The sequence below is a fragment of the Terriglobus sp. ADX1 genome, from assembly GCF_036877645.1.
Classification (GTDB): domain Bacteria; phylum Acidobacteriota; class Terriglobia; order Terriglobales; family Acidobacteriaceae; genus Terriglobus.
In genome coordinates, this window is the sequence record NZ_JAEDXV010000008.1 from 30127 (window position 1) to 55881 (window position 25755).

Annotated in this window: 16 protein-coding genes and 1 tRNA gene; 7 read left to right on the top strand and 10 right to left on the bottom strand. The window is 55.3% G+C overall.

The features are described 5' to 3' along the window. Positions 1-126 precede the first annotated feature (126 nt). The 3 genes from JAO32_RS07115 to JAO32_RS07125 all read left to right on the top strand — a co-directional run bounded on the left by JAO32_RS07115 (position 127) and on the right by JAO32_RS07125 (position 5851). Positions 127-1788 (top strand): rhamnogalacturonidase, encoded by a 1662-nt coding sequence (locus JAO32_RS07115; RefSeq protein WP_334238920.1) that lies wholly within the window; start codon positions 127-129, stop codon positions 1786-1788. 134 nt (positions 1789-1922) lie between these two features. Continuing rightward, positions 1923-3386: a glycoside hydrolase family 27 protein gene (locus JAO32_RS07120; protein WP_334238922.1), complete on the top strand. Its 1464-nt coding sequence runs from the start codon at positions 1923-1925 to the stop codon at positions 3384-3386. Positions 3387-3877: 491 nt separating this feature from the next. Next, positions 3878-5851 (top strand): RICIN domain-containing protein, encoded by a 1974-nt coding sequence (locus JAO32_RS07125; protein WP_334238923.1) that lies wholly within the window; start codon positions 3878-3880, stop codon positions 5849-5851. A 74-nt stretch (positions 5852-5925) separates the two neighbouring features. Here JAO32_RS07125 and JAO32_RS07130 read toward each other — a convergent pair whose 3' ends face one another. Both JAO32_RS07130 and JAO32_RS07135 read right to left on the bottom strand, forming a co-directional pair. Next, positions 5926-7323 (bottom strand): glucuronyl esterase domain-containing protein, encoded by a 1398-nt coding sequence (locus JAO32_RS07130; protein ID WP_334238924.1) that lies wholly within the window; start codon positions 7321-7323, stop codon positions 5926-5928. 80 nt (positions 7324-7403) lie between these two features. Then, complete coding sequence (locus JAO32_RS07135; protein ID WP_334238926.1) at positions 7404-9641, bottom strand: winged helix-turn-helix domain-containing protein; 2238 nt, start codon at positions 9639-9641, stop codon at positions 7404-7406. A 340-nt stretch (positions 9642-9981) separates the two neighbouring features. On the opposite strand from JAO32_RS07135, the gene JAO32_RS07140 reads away from it, so the two are divergent. Then, a complete protein-coding gene (locus JAO32_RS07140; protein ID WP_334238928.1) occupies positions 9982-13800 on the top strand; it encodes a TonB-dependent receptor in 3819 nt (1272 codons plus the stop codon). A 188-nt stretch (positions 13801-13988) separates the two neighbouring features. On the opposite strand, the gene JAO32_RS07145 is transcribed toward JAO32_RS07140, so the two are convergent. Continuing rightward, positions 13989-15725, bottom strand: a complete 1737-nt coding sequence (locus JAO32_RS07145) for a CocE/NonD family hydrolase (protein ID WP_334238930.1) — start codon at positions 15723-15725, stop codon at positions 13989-13991. 206 nt (positions 15726-15931) lie between these two features. After that, positions 15932-17449 (bottom strand): glycoside hydrolase family 76 protein, encoded by a 1518-nt coding sequence (locus JAO32_RS07150; protein ID WP_334238933.1) that lies wholly within the window; start codon positions 17447-17449, stop codon positions 15932-15934. A gap of 945 nt (positions 17450-18394) precedes the next feature. Here JAO32_RS07150 and JAO32_RS07155 point away from each other — a divergent pair. Both JAO32_RS07155 and JAO32_RS07160 read left to right on the top strand, forming a co-directional pair. After that, complete coding sequence (locus tag JAO32_RS07155; RefSeq protein ID WP_334238935.1) at positions 18395-18913, top strand: hypothetical protein; 519 nt, start codon at positions 18395-18397, stop codon at positions 18911-18913. Beyond that, positions 18846-19139 (top strand): site-specific integrase, encoded by a 294-nt coding sequence (locus JAO32_RS07160; RefSeq protein WP_334238937.1) that lies wholly within the window; start codon positions 18846-18848, stop codon positions 19137-19139. Before JAO32_RS07155 ends, JAO32_RS07160 begins: the two co-directional genes overlap by 68 nt. A gap of 130 nt (positions 19140-19269) precedes the next feature. On the opposite strand, the gene JAO32_RS07165 is transcribed toward JAO32_RS07160, so the two are convergent. The 5 genes from JAO32_RS07165 to JAO32_RS07185 form a co-directional block, all read right to left on the bottom strand. Beyond that, positions 19270-19344 (bottom strand) — tRNA-Asn (locus tag JAO32_RS07165). A gap of 105 nt (positions 19345-19449) precedes the next feature. After that, positions 19450-20199: a CAP domain-containing protein gene (locus tag JAO32_RS07170; RefSeq protein WP_334238938.1), complete on the bottom strand. Its 750-nt coding sequence runs from the start codon at positions 20197-20199 to the stop codon at positions 19450-19452. Beyond that, complete coding sequence (locus JAO32_RS07175) at positions 20183-21154, bottom strand: GDP-L-fucose synthase family protein (RefSeq protein WP_443082577.1); 972 nt, start codon at positions 21152-21154, stop codon at positions 20183-20185. Before JAO32_RS07175 ends, JAO32_RS07170 begins: the two co-directional genes overlap by 17 nt. 2 nt (positions 21155-21156) lie before the next feature. Continuing rightward, positions 21157-22251, bottom strand: coding sequence for a GDP-mannose 4,6-dehydratase (gmd, locus tag JAO32_RS07180; protein ID WP_334238939.1), 1095 nt, complete (start codon positions 22249-22251; stop codon positions 21157-21159). A gap of 55 nt (positions 22252-22306) precedes the next feature. Continuing rightward, positions 22307-23728, bottom strand: a complete 1422-nt coding sequence (locus JAO32_RS07185; RefSeq protein WP_334239113.1) for a glycosyltransferase WbuB — start codon at positions 23726-23728, stop codon at positions 22307-22309. 155 nt (positions 23729-23883) lie between these two features. On the opposite strand from JAO32_RS07185, the gene JAO32_RS07190 reads away from it, so the two are divergent. Further along, entirely contained in the window at positions 23884-24690 is an 807-nt protein-coding gene (locus JAO32_RS07190) for an ABC transporter permease (protein ID WP_334239115.1), read from the top strand. A gap of 167 nt (positions 24691-24857) precedes the next feature. Here JAO32_RS07190 and thrB read toward each other — a convergent pair whose 3' ends face one another. Further along, the gene (gene thrB, locus JAO32_RS07195; RefSeq protein ID WP_334238941.1) at positions 24858-25754 is read right to left on the bottom strand and encodes a homoserine kinase; all 897 of its coding nucleotides are present in this window, start codon (positions 25752-25754) and stop codon (positions 24858-24860) included. Between the last annotated feature and the right edge of the window lies 1 nt (position 25755).

The window sequence follows — 25755 nt, forward strand, 5'->3', positions numbered from 1 at the left end:
GAGCCCGTATCAGGGATTCGTTGACGCTGAAGACTTACGCTCGGGCGTGTTCAGCTGAGGAACCTTGACGGTTATGTGGGATGTGGCGCTACTTGCGGCCGCTTTTCGAGTATCAGGAGTGGCGGCATGACGGATCCAGGAAGCACTACAGACAAACGGCGCAGAGAGTTCCTGAAGCTTTCGCCCATCGCGATTGCGAGCGCCGCAGCGATTGGGCACAACGCCTCCGCCCAGTCTCAGCGATCGAGCGAAGCAGTGGCATTTAACGTGCGGACCTACGGAGCGGTGGGCGACGGCAAGACCGTCGACACGCCTGCGATCAACAATGCCATCGAAGCCGTCGCAGCCGCAGGCGGCGGCACGCTACATTTCCCTGCTGGCACATACGTGTGCTTCACCATTCATCTGCGCAGCAAGGTGGATCTGTATCTGTCACAAGGCTGCACAATCCTCGCAGCCGACTCACCGAAAATCGGCGACACAACCGGCTACAACGGTGGTGTTTACGACGCTGCCGAGCCTAATGCCTGGGACGCGTTTCAAGACTATGGCCATAGCCACTGGCAGAACTCGCTTCTCGTCGGCATAGGTATTTCGGAATTTTCGATCTCCGGTCCCGGACTCATCCATGGCAAAGGACTCTCACGCGGCAGCGCTCCCGGACAAGTCGTGGCCGGTTATAGCTACTTCGTTGCTGAGCAAGCGGGCGTGGGCAACAAAGCAATCGCACTAAAAAATTGCCGCAACGTCACCCTGCGGGATTTCTCCGTCCTGAAGGGTGGACACTTTGCATTGCTGGCCACGGGCGTCGATAACCTCACGATCGACAATCTTCGCATCGACACCGATCGCGATGGCCTGGATATCGATTGCTGCCGCAATGTGCGGGTTTCCAATTGCACGGTGAACTCTCCGTGGGATGACGCGATCTGTCCGAAGTCGAGCTACGCGCTGGGCTATGCCCGGGCCACAGAGAACGTAACCATCGCAGACTGTTTTGTGACGGGAGCCTACCAACTTGGCAGCGTCATTGCCGGTACATGGAACAAGTTCGCAGAACGTGCGGCGCCGCATAATGGCCGCATCAAGTGCGGCACGGAATCCAATGGCGGTTTCCGTAACATCACCATCGCGAACTGCGTCATTGAGGGCTCGAAGGGCATTGCGCTGGAGAGTGCTGATGGAGCCATCATCGAAGACATTGCTATCTCGAATATCACCATGCGTGACATCGTCGACGCGCCGTTGTTCCTGCGGCTAAGTCGTCGCAACCGCGGACCGAAAGAGATCATGCGCGCGGGAAGTTTTAAGCGCGTTCTCATCTCGAACATAGCTTCCAGTAATGCAAGAGCGTTGACGGCCTCGGTCCTCGCGGGCATCCCGGAGGGCGCGATTAACGATATTAAGATCGCTGACTGCTACCTCCAACATCGCGGGTTGGAACCATCCTCAGATCCCTCTAAGCCTTCACCAGACTGGCGCACAAGGCAGGTGCCGGAACTGGAAGAAGCGTATCCTGACCTGAATCGATTCGGCCAGACATCGTCGCATGGCTTCTTCATCCGTCATTTGAAACAACTGGAGATGTCCCATGTTGAAATCGCACCGCTTCATCCCGATCCGCGGCCTGCTTTCTGGCTGGAAGATGTTCAGCGTGCAGACTTCTTCGCCATTACTGCTCCGCAACAGCCCAACTTCGCACTTCGCAATGTAAGTGACCTCCGCATTCTCTGGTCGCGCGCTGCCAGGGACTTGAGCGTTCAGCATGTCGCGGAGCAAACCATCTAGACTGTGCGACTAACTTGTTGCCGTTGTATCAATGTGTCATCAGCAATCGAAAGATCTGCCAACTAATTACCGAGTGAAAGAGGACTCTTTTGTTTTCATCGCGCCACGCAGCTTCATCAGCCAGATCTCTTTTATTGGCAGGCTTTGTTGCCTTTGGCCTGTTCACAGTTGCTGCATCCGCGCAGAGTGCGAACGGTAAGTGGGTCGGGACGCAGCGCCTTCTTGATAATGGGGAGCCCGTCAGGGTCTATCTGGATCTCCATCAGACCGGGACGGTCCTAAGTGGGACAATCACCACAATCGGTCACGTTTATGAGGTCAAGGGAACGCTGACTGGTTCGCACTTCGAGTTATTCTCTTCGCCGCAGGATAAAAAGCCGCGCGTGAAGGGCGACGTTGCTGGCAACGAATTGCACCTGATTCGAGACGACTTTCCGTTTGTCGCTGTTCCGGCAAAGCCGGGCGACGAGTATCCGCCATATGAACACATCACGCCTCCAGCACTGCACGACGTGCCATCAAATGGCATGGCCAAGACGCCACCCATGGGATGGAATAGCTGGAATCTGTTCCAGTCAAACATCGACGACAAAACCGTGCGCGAGATGGCAGATGCGATGGTCACCAGCGGCATGCGTGATGCAGGATACGTTTACGTGAACATCGATGACACCTGGCAAGGTGTTCGCGACGCGCAAGGGAACCTTCACGCCAATAAGAAGTTCCCCGATATGAAGGCGCTCGCCGAGTATGTCCACTCGAAAGGCCTGAAGTTCGGAATCTACTCGTCACCGGGACCGCGTACGTGCGCGGAATACCCGGGAAGTTATGGTCACGAAGAGCAAGACGCAAAGACCTTCGCGGCATGGGGCGTCGATTACCTGAAGTATGACTGGTGCGGCGCGCGCATGATCTACACCCATGACGATCTGCAGGCTGTCTACCAGAAAATGGGCGATGCCCTGCTTCACAGCGGAAGGCCCATCCTATACAGCCTTTGCGAGTACGGCAGCGGCAATGTGGAGCGTTGGGGTGCCAAGGTAGGCGGCAATCTTTGGCGCACCACTGGCGATATCAGCGATACCTGGACCAGCATGACAGCCAACATTCAGAAGCAGATTCCTACCGCGCCTTATGCGGGTCCGGGTCATTGGAACGATCCCGACATGCTTGAGATTGGCAACGGACACATGAACGACGAAGAGTACAAGACCCACATGAGCCTATGGGCACTCACGGCGGCTCCTCTGCTCGCAGGCAATGACATCCGAAATATGAGCCAGGTAATCAAGGACATTCTTCTGAACCGCGAGGTGCTTGCCGTGGATCAGGATCCGCTGGGTAAGCAGGCGTCCCCGGTGAAACATGGTGATCTTCAAACGTGGGTGAAGCCGCTCGCCGACGGCTCCGTTGCAGTAGGTGTGGTGAACATGGGCGATGCAGCGACGACGGGAACCGTAAACATCAGCGAACTAGGTATCGGCGCGAAGGTCACATCGGCACGAGACCTTTGGCGGCATACTGCCGTGACGTTCCGCGATGGAGCTTACACGGCGAGCATTCCATCACACGGCGTTCTCATGCTTCGCGTGAAGTGATTCTCCTAAGTCGTCAGAACTTTGATAAGTGCACTGCCGCCTCCTTGTAAATGGAAGCGGCAGTGCACGTTTATGCCCTCGTGAATCTTGCAACTGACGCAATGCTTCGGATCGGACGTAGCATCGCCTGATTGCTTACGGTAAGAAACTGTGTCACACCTTACAAGCTCTGGACAAAGCGGCGTATCACGGGCTCGACAGAGAATCCTGTCCTCTCGAAGTTCTGGGGTAAAGGTCACCTGTCACGCCAGAAATCCATGCGATCGACTTCTATTCCCCGCTTAAACAACCCGCGAACGATGTATCTGAAAGGCGAGGTCATGCAAACGCCCGTTCCCCCCATAGAAACCACATCGAAATCACACCCCTTTCGTCTATCGGCCAACGCTTCTCAGCACAGACTAGCGAGAATCATTCGGTCAATCCTTCTCGCAGTCTTGGCCTCTGCCGCCTTGCTTGGGATACAGCAAGCGCATGCAACCGCGACCTATATGCTTGCGTATCCTGCTGCACCTTATGACGGTGCCAGTGGCACCTACACGTTGAAGGCCGATAGCACCACAATCCCGGTTACTGCCTACTATGGCGGTCGCTACAGTTTCGGTCATCTGGCCTTCGAGGGCACCACCACCTTCGTTCTGAGCACAAGGAACGGAGCAGCTATCACTAGTTACAACATCAGCCCGCATGATTTCGGTATCACCGGCAGCGTCAGCGGATCTCATCTCACTTTTTCAGTGACACAAGGCAAGTCCACCTACCTCATCATCAGCGTCAGCACGGCCGCCGGAGCTCTGGAACCGATGGTGATTGCTGGCGATCCGAAGGAGACGGATGCACCGACGATTGGGGGCACCGTCCACGACATTACGGCGGCTCCGTATAACGCGGACAGCACTGGCAACACCCTCTTGAACACCACAATTCAAAACGCAATCAATTCCGTCAGCGCAAGCGGAGGCGGCACGTTGTACTTTCCCGCGGGCGTTTACAAGATTTCAAACAACATCAAGCTGGCCAGCAACATCACCATCTATCTCGCTCCCGGAGCCTTCATTCGCGGCTCTTCCAATCGGGACGACTACACATGGAACACCAGCGGCACATTGAAGAATGGTGAACCACAACAAGGACCGCAGAATTTCGTCATCAATGGTGCCGTAAATAATGTGGCATTCACAGGCAGAGGTGTGATCGATGCTAATTCCACCGTGCTGGTGAAAGCGATTGATGAGGGAGGCCCGATCGACGGGTTCGCAAATTATCGCAAAGGCATCATCGCAAGCAGCGCCGATAGCAATAACAACCGGCCCAATGGCTTAAAGATCATCGGCATCACCGTCAAAGATGCAACCACATGGACGTTCGACATCCAGGACGAACAGAACGTCACGATCCAGAACGTGAAAATGCTGGACGACTTTAAGTGGATTCACAGCGATGGCTACGATATAGTTTCCACCTCCAATGCGACAGTGGACAACTGCCTGGGCGTAACGGGCGACGACACCTTTGATGCGAAGGCCGGCGACAGCAATCCTCTCACCAACATCATCTACAGCAACAATGTGGGCTATAGCTGGGGTGGAACGGGCACGAAAGTTGGTGTCCAGGCGAAGGGCACCGCAAGCAACATTGTCTTCAGCAATATCCAGGTCGTCGCAGGTCAACGCGCGGTCAGCGTCTCTCATGACGAAGGAAGCAGTGCCTACAGCGATATCCACTTCAACGACATCCACATGGAAAATCTGGAAGGATCGGCCAGCACAGGAGAATTCCGTGTCGCGCCGATTGTGATTTGGACATACAGCGGCGGAGACGGTCCAGTTAGCAATGTGAGCCTGTCGCGTGTCACCGTGGATGACAGCAGAGGTTACATGAGCCAGATAAAAGGCAACAGTTCTTCGGGCCCCATCTCCGATGTCACCCTGCAGGATGTGTCCATCGATGGAACGACCATCAAGAGCAGCAACGTTGCGTCGAAAATCACGGTCGGTTCAAATGTCACTGACCTGAAGTATGGCCTTGTGTCAGGTGGCATCTATAGCCTTGTCAGTGTGCACAATAACCTGGCGTTAGACAACGGGAACACGACCACCAACAACACACCAGTGATTCAATGGCCGGTAAATCTTCCCGAGACAGCATCACAGCAATGGAAGGTGACCTCAGTCAGTGGTAGCAACTACACCATTGTGAGTCAGAAGAGCGGAGACGCCTTGGACCAGGCTAATTCGACGATGGCTGGCTTCGGTCTGTTGCAGTACACCCTGAGCGGACAGACTCACCAGCAATGGACTATCTCTGGTTTAGGCGGTGGCCTATACAAAGTCACGAGTGTGAAGAGCGGCTACGCTCTGGACGACGACAACATACCCGCCGGTACCCAGAGCACCAATACACAAGTCACACAGGACATACCGAACGGCAATGACACGCAGCTATGGAAGCTGACGAAACAGTAGCTTCGCCAGTTCGCGCGACACGATATGGCCTCCGATGGAATCGTCGGAGGCCACATCATTTACGGTGAGTTTTTCTAGAAGCCGGAGCGCTGTGCCGGAGCATTTTTTGAGCCAAGATAGCGGCTGGCGAAAAGAATGTAAGTAGGCCAGTTGGGTACTGGCGTATGTCCGCCCGCGTGCTGTCGGAAACCAAGGTCTCCATCGATCAGCGGAGTTTCGATCGGCGGAAGTGTGTCTGTTCCAAGACCACGTTTCCCTAGCAACACATAGACAGGACTGGCCGCGACCTCGGCCATGAACATCCCCTTGGAGTCTGCCCAACCATCTCCGTTGGTTGCTCCGCCGCCGATGAAAAGAGGGCGCGGCGCGGAGAGCGCGATGAGTTCATGGGAATCGACAGGAAGATCATTCCAACCGAGCGGCCCAGCATATTTGAGGAAGTTTCCGGCCATCCAGTGATACTCGCGCGCAGCAGCCAGATTCTCTACAACCTCTCCCCAGTTTCTTCGGTGGAGCTTTGCTCCTCCTTCGCCGGAAGAACTGATGTATCCGATGGCAAAGCGCTGATCGTATGCCATCGTCAGAAGCGCCGCCTTTCCCCAGCGTGAATGCCCGTCAATGCTCACCTGTTTCGCATTCACAGCGAGATCAGTCTGCAGATAATCAAGTGCCCGGCTGGCGCCCCACGCCCATGCCCGAAGCGCTCCCCAGTCGTCCAGCTTGCGCGGCTGGCCTTTGTTACAAAGACCGATAATGCCCGAGGTCAACCCCTCACCATTGTCAGCCTGAATGCTGGTAGGACTGAGTAGTGCGTAGCCCCATCCCTTGGCCAGCACCTGCTCCTGCCATGACGGAGTTGCAGCGGCCGTTGTCTTAGCTGGCGCAGCTCCTGCCTTCGGCGGGTTGATGGAACCGAACTCCATAAAGACCGGCACAGGGCCAGCAACGTGCTCGGGGACCGCTAACTTCATTTCGATATTCACATCGATGAGTGGGTACATCGAATTGTCCACATGCCCGGAGAGGTTCCTGGAGAGCACGGCAATGCCGCCCACTGTAATGTGATCGGTAGACGTAACGGTCCAGGTTACGTGCGGCGTGCTTGCCGGAACGCGACCGTAGATCTCTCGATCGAACAACTCCACAATCTCCGGCCTTCGCTTGGTCCACCAGAGTTTCGCCGTCGTGACCTTCTTGCCATCGGCCATCCTCAACAGATCGGGAAGGTGTGGGTACAGGTTCGCCTTGGATTCATCGTAGTTGGCGGCGTTCGGCGAGGCAGCATTCCCTTCGCGCGGTGCCCGGATCGCCTTGATGCCAAGCAGATCCATCATGCGTTGATGATCCTGCTCCGCAGTGAGATGAACGACGGGAGGGTATGCCGCCTGCTGGCCGGGCGAGAGCACCGGCAGAAAGACGAACGAGAGCACGGCAGCGATCTTGAGATTCGTGACGAACAAACGTGATTGCATGTGATGAGGAACGATACATCGGAACGAAGTCCGATACCACGCATCAGAAGCCGTCAACGCTTAATGACGCTGCCTTTCCATCATCGGTGAGAAGCTGACGTAACGTTCGAGTCACTCTTCAGGTTGATTGCGTAGAGATTGCCACTTGAAACTTCCACATGCATCAGCGGAACACCATCCGGCATGATTCCTGAGAAGTCTGCGAGGGTGATGGTGCCAGCGTTGAAGTTACTCAAGTCGGCAACTTCTTCCAATCGCCCATCGGGAACGCTGATGCGATAAATAGGTTTCTTGTCCACCGCGCGTGCACGAAACACAATCGACTTGCTATCGTTCGACCACACTGGGTGGTCCGCCGGCATGTCTAACAACGTCTTCCACGTGGACGTGGCGGTGTCGTACAACATCAGGGTCTTGCTCTTCTGGGTCAGGGCCGCGATGAATCGGCCATCCGGCGACCACTTGGGACTGTAGAGCCCCTGACTATGTTCCATGGTCGTTACGTGGCGCGTCGCCAGTTCCATAATTCTTATGGGATTCGAAGCGTCCGTATCGCCCATGAGTTCAGGAACGATGCCCATGGTGATGTACTTGCCGTCGGCGGAGTACGATGGGTCACCAAAATTGCGATTCTCCTGTGTGACCTGCATGGGCGTACCGCCATCTGCGGGGATAGTAAAGATTTGCCAAGGCTGTTTTGGGCCGCGCGCCATGAAGGCAATCTGTGTGTCATCGGGTGACCAGCTCTCCATGAAGACTTGCATGGATGGTGGGGTTAATACAACCCTCTCCGCTCCGTCGCTTCGAGCTCTCCATAGACGGCTCGTAGAATCCGTCCATGCAACCCATCGACCATCCCGGGAGTAAGTCACATGGTCTGCCGTAGCAAGAAAACCTTCTACGGGCAGGAAATGCTTCTGTGCAGCATCATAGCGTTCTAAGCGTGAACGTATGTCCTGCCCAACGAAGAAGATTTCTGCTCCAGTGCGACCGGCAACGGGTGCTTTGAAGTTCAATGGGCCATTCGTGATCCGAATGGGGTCGGAGCCGAGCGAGGAACCCATCTTCCACAAATCTGCGGTACCGTCACGCGTTGCTTCAAAGACAAATGCCGTTCCATCTGCCGTCCAGACGCCACAGCACTCGGCTCCAGAGCCATCCCACGACTTAAGGAGGTTGTGTGCGGTACTTTCTCCTTTGGCTAATTGCCACAGTGAGGAGGTGTGATGAACAGCATCGATCATCGTGAAGCGCAACAACTTGCCGTCGCGCGACCACCGTGGCCAGAAGGCCCGTCCGGGTACCGTTGCCAGTAGAGTCGAGCGCCCCGTATCCAGAGACACAACGGAAATGCGATCGCCCGAGGTGTAAAGAACATTTCTACCGTCAGGCATCCATGTTGCCGCTTGGGCGATTACATCGGACACCTTGAAGGCAGATCCTCCATCGATTGGAACGATCCAGAGCGGTTGTTGCGACGCCGCGCCAAGATTGCTGCGTAACAGAAGCTGGGTTCCAGCAGGGGAGATATCTTCCACCTCCGGCACACCGATTTCGCTCGGCAACGGTACGACCTGCCGTGCTCCGGTGGAGAGAGAGATCTGGCTCAGAACGATCCTTCCGTCCTCGTTTGCCGGTGTGAACAAATGCGAGCCGTCCGTTGCCACCGCAGATAAAGTCCCTAACAGTAGAACCTTTGGCGAATAGATTGTCCCATCCTGAGTCACTTGGGCAATTCGTGGGAGCGCTTCGATGTGCCGTCGCCCCACAATGGCCCAGAGCGTTGCGCCAGCGACTAGACCACACAGGAGCATCAGCAGACGGTCTGCGATCTTGTGTGCTGTTGGAGTGCCCGGCCGGGTGAGCGCGCCATTCGTTTGGACGTCTTCTATTGGACCGTCCACGGAAACAGGAACCGCATCGACAGTCGCAGCCATTACTGGCAAAACGGGGTCTTGATCCGGTAAAGCCGCCACTGCTCGAACTGGAGCGATAAAGCGGAAACCACGACGGGACAACGTTTCAATGAAGCGAGGATTGTCGGCGCTGTCTCCTAAAGCTTCTCGCAGCTTCTTAATCGCGTTGGACAGCGCGTGTTCAAAGTCCACGACGACATCCGGTCCCCAAACCTCGATATGAAGTTGCTCCCGGCTAACGACCTCTCCAGGTCGCTTCAACAGGGCGGCCAGAACTTTGAACGGCAGAGCTTGAACTTTGATACGGTGCCCTGCTCTCCAGAGTTCTCCCGCGGCAAGGTCGGCCTCGAACAAGCCAAATGCGAAGCGCAGTTGGGTTCGACTTTCCGGGAGCGTCGGCATGGTGGGTTTCAGCATACAGGGCTTAACCATGAAACCGCCACGGATAACTTATAGCGGCCCGAAATTCGTTCCAAGCAATCGAATGGCTGGATATATGTCCATCCAAATAATTGCAAATGAATAGCTTAACTGGATACCAAAAGGTCTGGCGGAAATTAGGGCTGGAGGATTGCCATTGGTATCTTCTCGCGTCCAGATTCCTCTCGCAGGCGAATAAGCAGCAACGCGTGCAGTCAAAGTCTTTACCCGCAACTGTCACAGACCAATCGACATACTTTCAAGCGTGCGATATAGAGACACGCTCCACCGATTCATTTTTTGGAGAGAAGCCTCAATGAGGATGCCAGTCACTGCAAATTACAAACTAGGTTTTGGAGAAAGGAGGGCGCTAAGATTATGGGCTGCTCGGCCTCTTTGGGGCGCCGCTTGCCTAATCCTTCCTTTATCAATTCTGTCCGGTAGTGCTGCCGCCCAGGGCGTACAGCAATTTGTAGGTCATGTAGTCGACTCGGAGGGTGCGGCCGTTCCTGGGGCTGCTGTACTCATTCACAACGAAGCAACCGGCGTGAATGTTACCGCGAAAACAACGGGGGCTGGCGACTACACCGTTCCCTACCTGAAGCCGGGAGTCTATTCCATCACGGTGAATCTGGCGGGCTTCAAAGAAGTCTCCAAGACACACATCCACCTGGACGTGGACCAAACCTCGAAAATGGATTTTGTGTTGCCTGTTGGCAACGTCAACGAAACGGTCACGGTGAACTCGGATGCTGTCCAGATCGAATTGGCCAAGGCTGATCGTGGCGAGATTATCGAGAACGAACGCATTCAGGAGATGCCGAGCAACGGCCGCCAGGTTCTAAACCTATTTGCGCTTAGCCCGGGAGCAATCCAGGCAAATAATCCGCAATACACCCGCCAGCAGGATAACGTCAGCCAGAACCTTCAGGCGAACGGCGTGACGATCAACGCGGTGGCCCAGAACATTGACGGCGCCACCAATGACAACGCGGGCAACTATATGGGGTACAACCCGCCTCTGGACTCCGTCGGATCATTCAAGGTAGTTACAAACGCCTACGATGCGTCGTACGGCCGTTCAGCCGGCGCAGCAGTCGACATCTCATTGAAGTCGGGCGCGAACAGCTTCCATGGAGACATATATTACTTCGGCAGAAAGCCCTTCCTTGATACGAACCTTTGGAGCACCAATTATTCTCTTGCCACTTACAAACAAAATCCGGTTGGTGCCGCTCCTCTGAATGTGAAGCACAATCGTGACCAGTTCGGAGCCGAACTGGATGGTCCTCTGTCGATCCCCTTCCTCTACAACGGCAAGGATAAGACATTCTTTCTGCTGCAATGGGAACAGTCATACGAGTCGACCCCGGGATCGTCGCCGACCATCAGTTCGATTCCAAATCCGCAGTGGCTTTCTGGAAACTTTCAGGGCGCAACCTATTACGACAACACAGCGCACGCCATCAAGCCATTGATCATCTACGACCCGCTTTCGCCGCTGGTGAGCTTTGTGGACGCCGACGGCAAGACCAAGCTGGGTCATACTCCATTCCCAGGCAACATCATTCCGAAGACATGCACACCGGCTGCGGGTGCCGTGGCCTGCAGTCACATCGACCCCGTCGGCCAGGCGATCGCGCAATATTACTCAGGCATTCCAACGAACTTTAACCCCGGTGTTGGCTACGCTCCCTACCAAAACAACCTGTATCACATTCAGGTGCAGACTTTTGTGACTCGCAACGGCACCGTCAAGCTCGATCAGAACTTCGGTCAGCATGACCGCGCTACCCTGCGGTGGGGCGGCTATGAAGCCTATAACGTGACCGATCCGAATGGTGTTCCAAGCACCAACCCGGGTAATCAGCTCACGTCACAGGTCCAACCCAGCGAGTTACAGTTTGCGTTAGAAGAGATTCACACCTTCTCTCCGAATCTCATCCTCGATAACAAGGTCATCGTATCGACCTACAAGCAGGGACTGTCATTCGGATCACGCGGAAACTTCCTTGGGCCACTCGGCTTCTCTCAGCATCTGATCAACAACTCGGTCACGCCAAATCTGTTCCCCTATATCCAAGCCAGTAGCAACCTTGGTGGCAACTCATTCGTGAACCTCGGCAACCCTCAGCCAGCGCGGAGAAATATTTCTCACGAACTGGGGTACCAGCCCAGCGTGACCTACGTACACGGGCACCATACGTTCCGGGCAGGACTTGACTTGCGTTTGTTGCAGTACACGACGACCGTTCCGGCTAATAACCAGAACAACGCATTCAGCTTCACCAATGGGTGGACCAGCGTCTTCTCCGGGACCACGACGACGCCCATCGTTGGAACCACGTCAGGCATGTCGATCGCGAGCCTCTTGCTTGGCGATCCCAGCTCTGGAAGCACGGCGCAACCGAACGCTCCGTTCTACTCCCAGCACTACGCAGCCCCATGGTTCCAGGATGACTGGAAGGTAACGCCGAAGCTCACCTTGAATTTCGGCATCCGGTACGACCTGCTCGGTGCACGGACCGAACGCCATAATCAGTTGCTCGGTGCCTTCGATACGACTTCATTAAGCCCCATCAATGCGCAGTTGAAAACTACGACAGGTCTTCTCGGTCCCTTGCTCGGCGGAGCTACCTACGCTGGTGTCAATGGGCAACCAAGGGGAGCGTATGGGATGAATCTGCTTAACATCCAACCCCGTTTTGGAGCGGCTTACGCCTTCAGCACCAAGACGTCGTTGCGTGCAGGCTTCGGCGAGTTCTTCGTAAACGACGAGTCTGTGAATGGCAGCACGGGCTTCACATCGGTAACCAACTACACAAATTCACTGGATGGTGGCGCTACGCCTTACGGCCACCTCTCGGATCCCTTCCCGGCATTCGTGAGCCCGACTGGATCGAGCCTGGGACTCGCCACAGGCGCGGGCGGTAGTTTGAGCTTTGTAAACCCCAATCTTGTGATTCCGTCGGTGTGGATCTCCAGCGTCTCCGTGCAGCAGCAACTGTCAAAGCGGGACATGCTGGATATCAGTTACTCCTCCTCGCGCGCGTATAACCTGCCGGGAAGCGATGACATCAACCACGTGTCGTCCTCGTACTACGCGCAGTGCGACGTGGAACGTGGCGCACCTGCCGGTGCCCGCACAAAGTACTGCGATGGTACGACCGCTCCTGCTAAGGTGGCCAGCCCGTTCTATCAGGTGGGGGCTTTCAACGGAACCGGCTACTACACAAGCACCACGATCTCGGCGGGTGCCCTTACCCGGCCGTTCCCGCAATATACATCCATTACAGAGAACAACCTGCCGCTGGTGCACAGTTGGTACAACTCACTGCAGTTAGTGGCTTCACACAATGCATCGCGCGACCTTACCCTGCACTACGCTTTGACCTGGTCCAAGAACATGCAGGCAGGCAATATCATCGACACGGTCAACCGGGTATATGGTCGCAACCTGATGAGCAATGACGTTCCCATCGCCATGAGCTTCTCTGGTGTTTACTACCTTCCATTTGGCAGAGGTAGAACCTTCCTCGGACATACAAACCGCATTGTGGATGCTGCCGTTGGCGGATGGGAGATCGCTCCGTACTACGTCTACACTCAGGGCGTTCCCTTTTCCTGGGGTCCGGGTTCTGGCACCAACAACAACTTCCATGTACTGGGGTCGTTGAAGGTTAATCAACACGATCTTCCAATCGATGCAAATCACAACTACAAACGCCTGCAGGGTGTTACTCCGTGCGTAGGCTACGAAGATCCAGACACTCCGGGCCTGATCAATCCTGGCCCAAGTTACGCTCAAGGCAACTGCTCTGGCTACGCGATTGTTCGCTCTGCATCTGCTTACTCAGTTGCTCAAAACGTTGTCTACACGGGCGTCCGTCTTCCAAACAACCACCAATTTGATGCGAGTGTCTCCAAGCGGTTCGCCTATAACGAACGTGTCAATCTCCAGCTCCGTCTTGACGCATTCAATCTCCTCAACCATCCCAACTGGAGTCAGGTAGGTGGAACCGGGGCCAACAACTACGGCACCGATCCAACGAAGGATTCGTGGGGCACGATCACCAAAGGCCCAACCGGACCAGAGAATTTCTCGCGTGAGCTTCAGCTCTCCGGAAAGATCACCTTCTAATACAAAGCCACTTACTCAACACGTATCTCCCGGCCGCGAAAGCGTCCGGGAGATATACGTGTGAGTGATTAGTTTTCCTATGCCCACACCCTCAGATAGGGTAGGACTGCCGTAGATCGGCACGAACCTGCCCAACACACTCTGTTTGTTGCATTCGTCCGGTAAGCGCGAAAGATGACCCGCAGCAATCACGCCCGAATAGGAAACTGGAGATAAGACGGATGTTCGCCGCCAGTATGGATGACGTGCTCGCCACGATTGGCACCGATGTATTCTTCGATTCCGGGCATCATGGTGCCCATAAGATTTCTTGAGCTGATGACAAAACGTAGTTGCTCGCCGGCGTAGAAAACGAGGCCGATTGGAAGTAGGTCGATCTCAATTTCGACAATTTCGCCCGGCGATAACTTCTCGATGCGGTCAAAGCTGTGAGCGGGCACCTCGTCGGTGGTCAGAGTCTCATCAAGGTGGCGTGCCGATACGCGCAACCGGCCATCCGAGCCTTTGTAGCGAAGGATAGTTGCGCCATGGTCGGTGAGATCGTGGTTCACGGCACTATGATTTGGGACGGTGAACTGCTGGAGAGGAGTTCCGTAGGCGTCCAGCTTCTGCATCAGGACGAACAAATCCATGTCATCCGCATCACGCGCCTCTACCCAAAGCCGAGCCTTTGGATAGCCGACCATCACGGTCTCCCGGTCGAAGCGAGCGAGGAAAGAAATCGCGTTCGGGTTGGACTTCACCGCATAGGAGGCCGCTACCTCATCTAGTGGTTTATCAGTAGTTAGTGTTCGCCCGCGACCATCGAGATAGAACTTTGTCAGAGTAGCGTCGCTCGGTGGGAAGTGGTCCGCCGCCACGTTCACCCTGTCGCCCCCTTGGAAGTCGTGAAGCGAGTAGCGAACGCGCGGCGTAGATTCCCACCCGTTCTCTTCGTTCTTGAGAAAGTGATCAAAGAATCGACGGAGGTCCTCGCGGTTCTTCTCGTCGTAATAATCAGGCCATTCCTGACCGTTATGAATGCGCAGCCACTTTTGATTCGAGGCGATTCTACGCCACGCTCGAAACGTACCAGCCGTGTGCAATGTATTTGAATAGCTGGCCACGACATAGGCTGGCACTTTGATCCGCTCGAATGCGGGGATTTTGTTCTCCCACAGATCGTTCATGAGCGGGTAGCGCTCAACCTCCGCCAGAATGTCTTCCTTCCGGTTCTTACCGAAGAAGCTACCTTCTTGAAGTTGCCGGGCAAACCCGATGTCGGGCATGCCACCACGCATCACCAGATCGCGATAGACATCACTGACACCCTCCCACGGGTTGATCGCGACAAGGTGTGGAGGCTCTTCTGCAGCGGTGAACCATTGCGAAACTGCAAGATAGGACGTCCCACTCATGCCAATCTTTCCGGAGCACCACTCTTGCGCGGCGAGCCACTCAATCAGGTCATAGCAGTCGCGGCCTTCCTGGCGATCCCACAATACGCTGTCGCCTTCGGAGTTGACGACGCCCCGGACATCTGGATTGCAGATGGCGTACCCGCGGGCGCACCAATAGGCAGGGTCGGGGCCCTCAAACTTCTCCAATCCAGAGACAATCTCATTGGACAGACCGACCAGGCCGAAAACCCCCATGACACTCACTGAAGTTCCCTGCCCTTTGCCGTATGGGCTCCACGCAATGATAGTGGGCACCTTTGCGGCATCCACTGGACGAAATACATCTACGTAGATCGTGGTGCCGTCACGCAGTTTGACTGCGACGTCCTTTTCGAAAACGATGTCCACAGGTAATGGGCAGAACGGAGGAGCGGCCCTGAAACCGGCCTCCAGGGTTCGCGTACCTGGACGGAACTCCGTGAACGCTCCCGATCTCGGGCCTGGCAGCGGCCGAGAATCTACGTAGATCTTCTTGTCCTCGCTCATTCAAAGCTCCTTGGTCCGATGCCAGTTTCAGCCTATGCTTTTGGCTTGTATGTGAGCGTAAACGCACTCGTTCTTCGTAGGTTTGGAGATCGTCATCCTGAATGAGCCGTGGTCCTGGCACAAGGCCAGGACCACGGACTCTTCCTTCAGCAACCGCACTGCTCTGGCTATCTGAAGAAGGATCAAGGTTGGAATAGTGGGAGCGATTAGTGAGCAATCAATTTGAACGATTGATTGCTACTGCCGTTGCCAAACCATTGATCCAACTGCGTACCGACTCCGGGCGAGCCACCGGGAACTTCCAGCGCCTGGAGGCTATTAAGACTGTAGAACGAGTAAGTGCCATCCGAATTCTTTATTGGAAGCCATTGATCATTGCCCGGGTTAACCACTTGCGGGGTGTACTGAATGATCAGTGCGCCGCTTTTAGCATTCTGCGCATTGCTTCCGGTTACATTCATTGCTAGGCCGCTGGCGTTATTAATGATCTGGTAATAACCACCGCTGGTCGCTTTGAATGTCCAGTATTGATGTGGACCGCCGGTAGAGGGTTCCTCAACCACAGCCGCCTTTGTTGCATCCGATCCGTCGAGAATGGTGACCGCTAGGCCAGTCTTAGCACTGTCTATCTCCCACGTACCCGAAAGGTCGAGTGCCGGAGGCGGGAGATGGAAACCAATAGCTGCTGCGCTGGCGGTTACATTCGCGTCGTAGCTTGTGGAAGGAGTTTTTTGTGTCCACGTGTTCCAAGTCAGGTTCAGGTTGTTGCGTTCATTCCAAGCCGCGTTGGCGTTGTTCTGCAGCCAGGTTTGATAGGTTGGCCATAAATTGTTATCCGTAGCAAAATGACTCAACCCCCTGGTGAACCAGTATTGCCACTCGTTGTTCTTGGAATTGTTCGTACTGGAGATGATCGGATCCGCGTTTACGATGTGGTTCGTTGCGTTGTATGCCTCGTTGTAATACGTTTGGTTTCCCGTGATGCGATAGAGCGCATTAGCGGCCTCCACGAAGGTTCCACTGTTGTAAACCTCGTTGGAGACTTGAAGGGAGCCATCGCCGTTTTCGCAGCCATTTTCCTGACCGGTGCTCAAGACATAAAGGTGCGTCCTTACCCAGTCGTAAATCTGCTCTGCCTTTGTCAAATAGGAAGAGTCTCCCGTGGCCTGGTATAGATCCACGCCCTCGATAATGAACGGATTATTACTAAGCGCGCACTTCGTTGTACCGTCTTGTTTTTCCAGGATGCCTCCGCCGAGGTTAGTCGTCCAACCTTTGCTCCACGCGGTGTTGAATCCGGCTTCGGCTTGCGTCAGATAATCGGCGTGACCGGTGAGTTTATAACCGCGCATAAACGCAACCGCCATCCACGCCAGATTGTCGTCCCAGCCGTCGGTCTGCCAGTCCGACCATTTCGACTCGAGGTTATCCAGCAGAGCAATAACAAGGGCTCTGTCGGTCGCGTTGCGGGTGTACTCATAGGCATCTTCCGCGACATAGATATCGACCGCCTGAGCCCATTCCCAATCGGGGTTTGTGGCTTGGGTCGTCAAGGTGTCAGCATAGTATGCCTTGCCATCCGATTGCACGAGATAGGCGCTGTTATAAGCATTGAATGCTGCCTGCGCGTTTTGAGCATAGGCCGTCGGCGCCATGGTTAGTCCAGCTAGGACAACCGAGATAGTTGCTAGGCCACCCGATAGCATTTTTTTGATCTGAATCATGAAAGACATCTCCTGTGAAGTGTTACGAGGTCAAGGAACCTGCCGCTCGCTCTCTCGAAACGAACGTTAAGGCGATCAAGATTGGGCGTCCGCATGCGTGACCTAGTTAGTCGGGAGAAGTATCATGCGGTTTGGAACAACAATCTTCGCGTTATGGACATTCCTGAGGTGAAGCACGCGTCGCTTCCCTCGAAACGATGCGGTTGCAAAACCCTGGCCAGACTCAGTGGACAGGCGAACATTGATTCACGTAGGACTTGTCACCGCAAAAATGATGACGAGCCTTGGTAGTCAAAATCACAATTCGCGCACAAGTGTGACACGGTGTCTAACTGTAAGAAATGCGCCATTAAGTCTGTGAGATTAGTGCTTTAGCCATGCGACAAAACATGATCACGGACATCTTCCGCACGGCTTCCGACACCCAACCGGAGGGCGGATGCCAGAGTTAGGCGAAGTTCGCAGGAGCACAGGCAGGACGGCGAGTGGAAATGGACGCAACTTCCGTGACATTCACAAGGAGAACTTGACGGACATCGAGTTCTGGACAATTTCTTGTTGTCTTCGCTAAGTAACTTCTATGAGCGCAATCAAGCTTTGTCTTTACTGTGAACGAGCTGTCCCGCAGTCGTCGCGCTGTCTCAATCCTTTATCACCATCACGATAAGTTAGCTTGAGCGGGTCACCTTCGGACCACTACAAATGAGACGCAACCTTGGCAGCGTGGATGGGAAAGCGCGTCGCAATCATTGACACGTGCAAAGAGCGCGTCCGTTTTTCCGGCGATTTCGCCGACGCGTTCTATAAGGACGATGCAATCCGCCATCTGAAAAGATTCCTGGCTCAAAGATGGTCGTCTCGTTCGACGAACAGGCTGTCAACACATATCAGACAGACCGGCTCAAGGAAGGCACTGCGCCCAAAACGATAAATGAAGAGACTGGGATGCTGCTTCGCATTTTCGGAGAGCCCGGAGATGTGTTACGTGTGCGGCTCAAGAAGCTCAAGAAGCGCAAGAAGAGCAAGAAGCTGAAGCTGATCACCGAAACCTACATCGGAAAGGCATACGAGAATCCTGAGAAAGACAGGATGTTCGTAGCGACAAATGAATCCCGAACGCCGGTGATCTATATGGCACTCATACTTGCTCAGAATGCGGGTTTCGCGACGGTGAGCTCCGAAAAGATTCATCTGCTCCGGATCAATCTTCGGAAGCGCTACATTCAGGTTGGAACGGCGAAGACACGGGCGGGCATGGGACGCATCGTGCCGCTCAACACCGAAACCTATGATGCCCTTCTCAACTACCTGTCCTGGCACGGGAGCGATTGGAGAACCACAGCCGGAGTGGTATCTCTTCCCTTCGGAAGCCCGACACCGCAAGACCACTCGTCCTGTGACATCGTTCAAGACAGCCTGCCGAAACGTGCGCAAGAAAGCGACGGTAAAGGGCCGCTGGCATGAGAACCGCCACACTCTGATTACGGACCTTGCAGAGAGTGGCGCGGGCGATCAAACGATCATGGACATCGCTGGCCATGTCTCACGCGAGATGCTGAAGCACTACAGCCACATTCGTATGGAAGCAAAGCGTCGCGCCGTCGAGGGCATTGTGGAACGCTGCAAAGAACATGCTGAGGCAGACGCAGAGACTCCTTCGATTTGGAACTGCTTCTGGCTTCCGGACTAAGTCAGGAAGGCTCCAGAATTACTCAGCAATGGTCAGGGTTCTGAAGGAGCAAGGGCACAAAAATGGGCACATCGACCTCAAAGGGCCAACATCGTGGAACCATTCGCTCTCGTAAGTTGTTGAGGAGTGATGGCTCCGCAGGTAGGACTCGAACCTACAACCCTTCGGTTAACAGCCGAATGCTCTGCCATTGAGCTACTGCGGATCAGCATGAACGAGGTGCCGGAGGGCGGGCTCCGGCTCAACTCGCATTCCCTTTATAACAAACAAGAGCGCTGAGGTCAAAGGCCCGCCTCCCTTTTCAAGCAGTTCAGGGATACAACACAACAGCAATGTTGTAAGTAGCAAAACTGGACTTACTTTGCAGGTCACATGCGCCAACTGCGGCGCTGGAGAATCCGCCCTGCGCAATGCGTGTGGTCAACTGTGCCGGTAAGCGATTGAGATCCGTGGAGGTAAAGCGCATCACGAAAGCTGGCCGATCTCCCTTATAGCCGGAAGACTGCCTGCAGGTAGCGCGCGCTGCTTCACTGGACGTTACATTCGAGGCTCCAGCAGCCGATATAAGCTGTGCCACCTGCGTCTCCTGCTGGCGATAGGATAGCGGCTGCACATCGCGCGCAAAATCTTCCACGCCCCACATCTGTCGCCCGGAAACCACCACGGAAATACCAATGGAATTCACAGTCGGATCAAGAATGTTGTCACGATGGCGCGGGGAGTTCATCAACGCCGTGTGCATCTCCACAACCGAAGTGCTGGTGGCAACGTTTTCTGCAACACGAGAGAATCGCGATCCAGAGGCAGCCGCTCGTTCAGCCAATCCAGACTCACCCTGAAACTGATGCGAGATCGCCTGTGCAGACCGCATGCGTAAAGCATGCTCCTGCGCCGCATGCGTCAGCGTTGGATTCCATGTAACTGCCGGCAGACCTGCAGCAGTACGTTCTGCGTTGATGGCTTGAAACAAGTACTGTTCTGCAACTGTGTGTTGTGCCGTGGCCATACGGCACAACATCACAAACATCCACAGCAGAACCGTTTTAACCCGCCAATTCACCTCGCACAGCCTCCCACGTACGCCGAATCCCCTCTTCCAGTTCAACGCGGTGTTTCCATCCAAGACTGTGAATCAGTGAAACGTCCATCAGCTTGCGCGGTGTGCCGTCTGGCTTCGTGGGGTCGAAGCGCAACACCCCTTTGAACCCCAAGACACGCGCAACAGTTTCGGCCAGTTCGCGGATTGTCACATCCTCGCCTGTGCCAATGTTGATCAACGGCGGTGTATCTTCACGCAGCAGCTTCGCATATTCATCCGCCGGAAGATTCAGCAGATAAACGCATGCTTCGGCCAGATCATCGGAATACAGCAGTTCGCGCTTCGGAGTACCGCTGCCCCACACTTCCACTGCTTCCGCGCCGTCTTTAATGGCTTGCGCCGTCTTGCGAATCAACGCAGGCAGTACATGCGAATTCTTCAGGTCAAAGTTGTCATTCGGCCCGTAGAGATTCGTCGGCATGGCTGCCAGATACTTCGTGCCAAACTGCCGGTTGTACGACCAGCACATCTCAATGCCCGCAATCTTCGCCAACGCGTAAGGACGGTTCGTCGGCTCCAAAGGCCCCGTCAACAGGCAGGTTTCCGGCATCGGTTGCGGCGCCATCTTGGGGTAAATGCAGCTTGACCCCAGGAACAGCAGGCGATCCACGCCCGTGGCATAGCAGGCTTCAATCACGCTGTTCTGAATCTTCAGATTGTCGTGAATGAAGTCCGCGGGATAGGTGTTGTTGGCAAGAATGCCACCCACCTTCGCCGCCGCCAACACTACAAACTGCGGCTTCGTCTCCTGAAAGAAACGTAGAACTGCCTCAGCATCCTGCAGGTCAAGTTCTGCGCGTGAACGCGTTAAAACGTGTGTGTGGCCTAGCCGTTTCAGTTCGCGCACAATCGCCGAACCCACCAGGCCGCGATGCCCTGCAACAAAGATGGGCGCATCCTTCGGCATGTAGGCCATCCCTAGGTCTCCCGTACGTTGAAGGGCTTGTAGCCGTGTTCCATCACCAACGCATCACGCTTGGCGGCGGAGTAATCAGCTTCAATCATCTCGCGCACCAGCTCATCGAAGCTTATACGCGGTTCCCATCCCAGTTCACGCTTTGCCTTCGACGGATCGCCGAGCAGCGTCTCCACTTCCGTCGGACGGAAGTAGCGAGGATCGACAGCCACAATCGTCTTGCCCGTGGTCTTGTCGACAGCCTTCTCATCCACACCGCTACCAGACCATTCCAGGTCCATCTCCAGCAGTTCTGCACAACGCTTAACGAAATCGCGCACGCTGTATTGGACGCCAGTGGCAATCACAAAATCCTGCGGCTTCTCCTGCTGCAGCATCAGCCACTGCATCTCGATGTAGTCGCGTGCGTGTCCCCAGTCGCGCTTGGCATCCATGTTGCCTAGAAACAGCGTGTCCTGCAGGCCAGCCTTGATACGCGCCATACCGCGTGTAATCTTGCGCGTTACAAATGTCTCACCACGCATCGGCGATTCATGATTGAACAGAATGCCGTTGCACGCATAGATGCCATAAGCTTCGCGATAATTCACCACGATCCAGTAGCCATACATCTTGGCTACTGCGTAGGGCGAACGCGGATAGAACGGCGTCGTTTCTTTCTGCGGAATCTCCTGCACCAGGCCGTACAGTTCGCTGGTGCTGGCCTGATAGAACTTCGTCTTCTTCTCGAGGCCCAGAATGCGAATAGCTTCCAGCAAACGCAGAACACCCAGCGCGTCCGAGTTCGCCGTGTACTCCGGCTCCTCAAACGAAACCGCCACATGCGACTGCGCTGCCAGGTTATAAATCTCGTCCGGCTGAACCTTCTGCACAATGTGGATCAGCGACGACGAGTCCGTCATATCGCCATAGTGCAGGATGAAGTTGCGATGCTGCTGGTGCGGATCTTCGTAAATGTGATCGATACGCGCAGTGTTGAAAAGTGACGTGCGACGCTTTATGCCGTGCACTTCATAGCCCTTCTTCAGCAGAAACTCTGCAAGATAGGCGCCATCCTGTCCGGTTACACCAGTGATAAGAGCTTTCTTCAACGTCATCCCTTAAGGTTGCAGTGGTTTTGGCGGCCTCTACGTGGACCGCTTTTTGTTCAGTCTACTCTGCCGGAACGGGAGGAACCGGTGGCCGCCTGCGACGACGGCGGTCCACCAGTGCAAAGCGGAACGGAGTCTGCGGACGTTCAAACGGAAGTCCACGGTATTCCGCAACAGCGGATTGCAGATCGCGTTCAAACTGTTCCAGAACCTGTTCGCGCCCCAGATTGCGTACAGCATACTCGCGAGCATTCAGCCCCATACGATTCCGCTGTGTCGGATTCTCTGCCAGCATGCGGACAGCATCCACCATCGCATCCACATTTTCTGGTGGAATCACAACGCCGCAAGGCGAGCTACCGTCCACACCGCCTGAGATCACGGTGCCAAGCTGTGTATCCGCGGGAGAGGACGCAATCGTGGCGCGTCCGCTGGACAACATGCCAGTCAGTTTCGATGGCATCACCAGGTCCGCTGCATCCGCGCGCTGTGGAAGCAGATGTACGTCGGCACAGTTCAGCAACTCATTCAACGATTCCAATGGCTGCAGTGGGAGCAACGTTACGTTTGGCAACCCCTGCACCATCTCTTCCAACTGCGCGCGAAATGCCCCTTCACCGCACAGAAGAAAGTGAATCGACGCATCGTCACGCAGTGCTGCAGCAGCCTTCGGCAACAACTCAAGCCCTTGCTTATTGCCCATGTTGCCGCTATAGAGAAACACCGTCTTCCCTTGCAGCCCAAGCTCAGAACGGAACCGATTGGGTGCATCTGGATCCTGTGGCTTCACCAAGTCCACATCTACCCAGTTTGGAAAAAGCACAATGCGTTCCGGTCTTACATCTTTTGTGAGAGACCGCTCCACCATACGCACAGAGATGCTGGACACGCGCTGAAATGCCTTTGAGAATGTCTTCTCCAGCAGCATGGCAAACGTATGGATCGGGCCTTTCTTCGGCAACATACCCAAATCAAATGCCGCGTCCACTTCAAAGTCCTGAACGTGTAACCACGCGGGCGTATGGGCTAACCGCGACGCCAGCAGCGCAAAGGGCGCGCAGAAAAACGTTGGTTCCACTGTCCAGATGATGTCCGGTGCACCCGCACGCGACGCCATCACCTCGCGCATCAGCATGGGAAAAGAACTCAGAGCAAAGGAGAACAAGTGACGCACCCGCTTGAGCCCAGTGACCTTCTCAGGAACATATAACGGACAACGAAATACCAGTGGCTCTCCGTATCCATCGCCAGCGGGTCCGCCACCTTCACGGATATATCCACGTCCGCGATAGTCGTCCGCAATTTTCCATGCAGGATAGTACGGAGGCGCCGTCACCACACGTACTCTGTGCCCGCGTGCAGCAAGCCAGGCAGCCATCTCGCCGGTGTATTTTCCAATGCCCGTCAATTCCGGGGCATAGTTCAGCCCGTAAATCAGGATGTCCAGATGGGGGCTCCTTCGCAGCCTGTCAGATAGAGATATCGCCTCTCATCATAGCGTCCGGGCGCGTCTTTCTTCGTCACAGTCTCGGGAAATTCTTGCCCACAGTCACAGGAAAATTTACGCTAAGCCGTTTTCCATCATGGCATTTCAGCCACCAGATGACCGGAGATGCTCTGCGCACGTACGATAACTTCATGCGTTCTCCCATCGCCCTGACGGCCATCGCGTTGCTGCTTCTCTTCGCGATCGCAGCCCTGTTGGCGCCGTGGGCTGCCCCTTACGATCCAGCCGGATTGCATCTTCAGCAACGCCTTTTATCTCCAGGTCATCACTTCCTGCTGGGCACCGACGAACTGGGGCGCGACATCTTCTCCCGCATTCTTTTCGGCGCGCGCCTCTCTCTTGCAGTCGCCGTCACCGTCGTAAGCCTGTCGCTTCTACTTGGCCTCATCATTGGCTCCATCGCCGGCTACTACGGCGGTTGGCGCGACACCATCTTGAACGTCTACGTGATGAATGCCTTCATGGCCATGCCCGGCATTCTTCTGGCCATTGCCTTCGTCGCCTTCCTGGGTCCAGGACTGCGCAACGTGATTCTCGCCCTCACCCTCTCCGGTTGGGTGAACTACGCGCGACTGGTCCGCGCGCAAGTCATGGCCGCGCGGGAACGAGAGTTTGTAGAAGCAGCGCGCTCCCTTGGCGCAGGCGACCTCCGTATCCTGCTCCGACACATCCTGCCCAATATCGTCCAGCCAGTCATCGTGCAGGCCGCTATTGGTATGGCAGGTGCCGTGCTTGCGGAAGCCACGTTAAGCTTCCTGGGCCTCGGAGTGCCACCGCCAGCCGCAAGCTGGGGTTCCATGCTCAATGACGCCCGAGCGCATCTGTTCGATGCCCCACACATGGTCATTGCCCCGGCTGTCGCCGTAATGCTCTGCGTTCTGGCTTTTTCATTTCTCGGAGACGCTCTGCGCGACTGGGCTGATCCCCGTACGCGTTGACCTCATCACAATTTCCACACCAATTAAGAACGCCCGGATCTCGTAAGAGATCGACGGGCGTCCGCAGACTAACCCTCCCCCAGGGTTGTCCACGAAATCAAAAATAGCACCTGAATCCAGTGAGTGCGTTGCACTAAAGTAACAAAAAAGTAACCTGATATATTTGGTTACATCAAATCGCGGAATATTTTTGTTCCGACGATTTCGGCTTTTATTCCGCTTTCACTGAGAATCTTGCCGACCACGTCTTTCGCAGCTTCCTCATGCCCGGATTCGAGAATCAACAGCACCGATGGGCCTGCACCGGAAAGCGCCACACCCAGTACCCCATGACTGCCCGCAACAGGTAGTAGCAGCGGCAACAGAGGGCATGCTGGAGAGCGATACGGCTGGTGCATCCTGTCTTCCATGGCACGCGCCAGCAGGTCCCCACGCCCTTGTGCAAAGGCAGCAGTCAGCATCGCCACACGCTGCACATTGGCAATCGTATCGGCCTTGGAATAGCTCTCCGGCAGCATGGCACGCGCCTTCTTCGTGGAAAGCGAACTGTCGGGCATTACTACCAGCAATGGCCAATCCACCGGCGGCTGGATGGACAACGCATCCACCTCGCCTTCAGTCGTCATCAGCGAGACGGTAAGCCCACCCAGAACACAGGCCGCCACGTTATCAGGATGCCCCTCACGCAGCGAAGCTTCAGTCAGCACTTTGTGCTTCGACCATCCCAGATTTCCGAAGTGCGAGGCGAGCATGACTCCCGCGACCAAGGCCGCAGCCGAGGAGCCACACCCCATCCCCAGCGGGATCTCATTATGCAGATCCAGATGCAAGGGAACCGCATCGATTCCCTGCCCGTCCAGCACGCTCCGGTAGGTCTCCAGCACCAATGAATCGTCCACATCGCCAGTTTGTGCGGTGTTACGTCCTGTTGATGTGATGAAAAAACGATCTGACTCCCGCGCCTCAATTTCCAGCGCGAAATCCATTGCCAAACCCAGTGCATCGAACCCCGGTCCAAGGTTCGCCGAGGTCGCAGGAAGCCGCAGTTTCAACACATCGGCCATG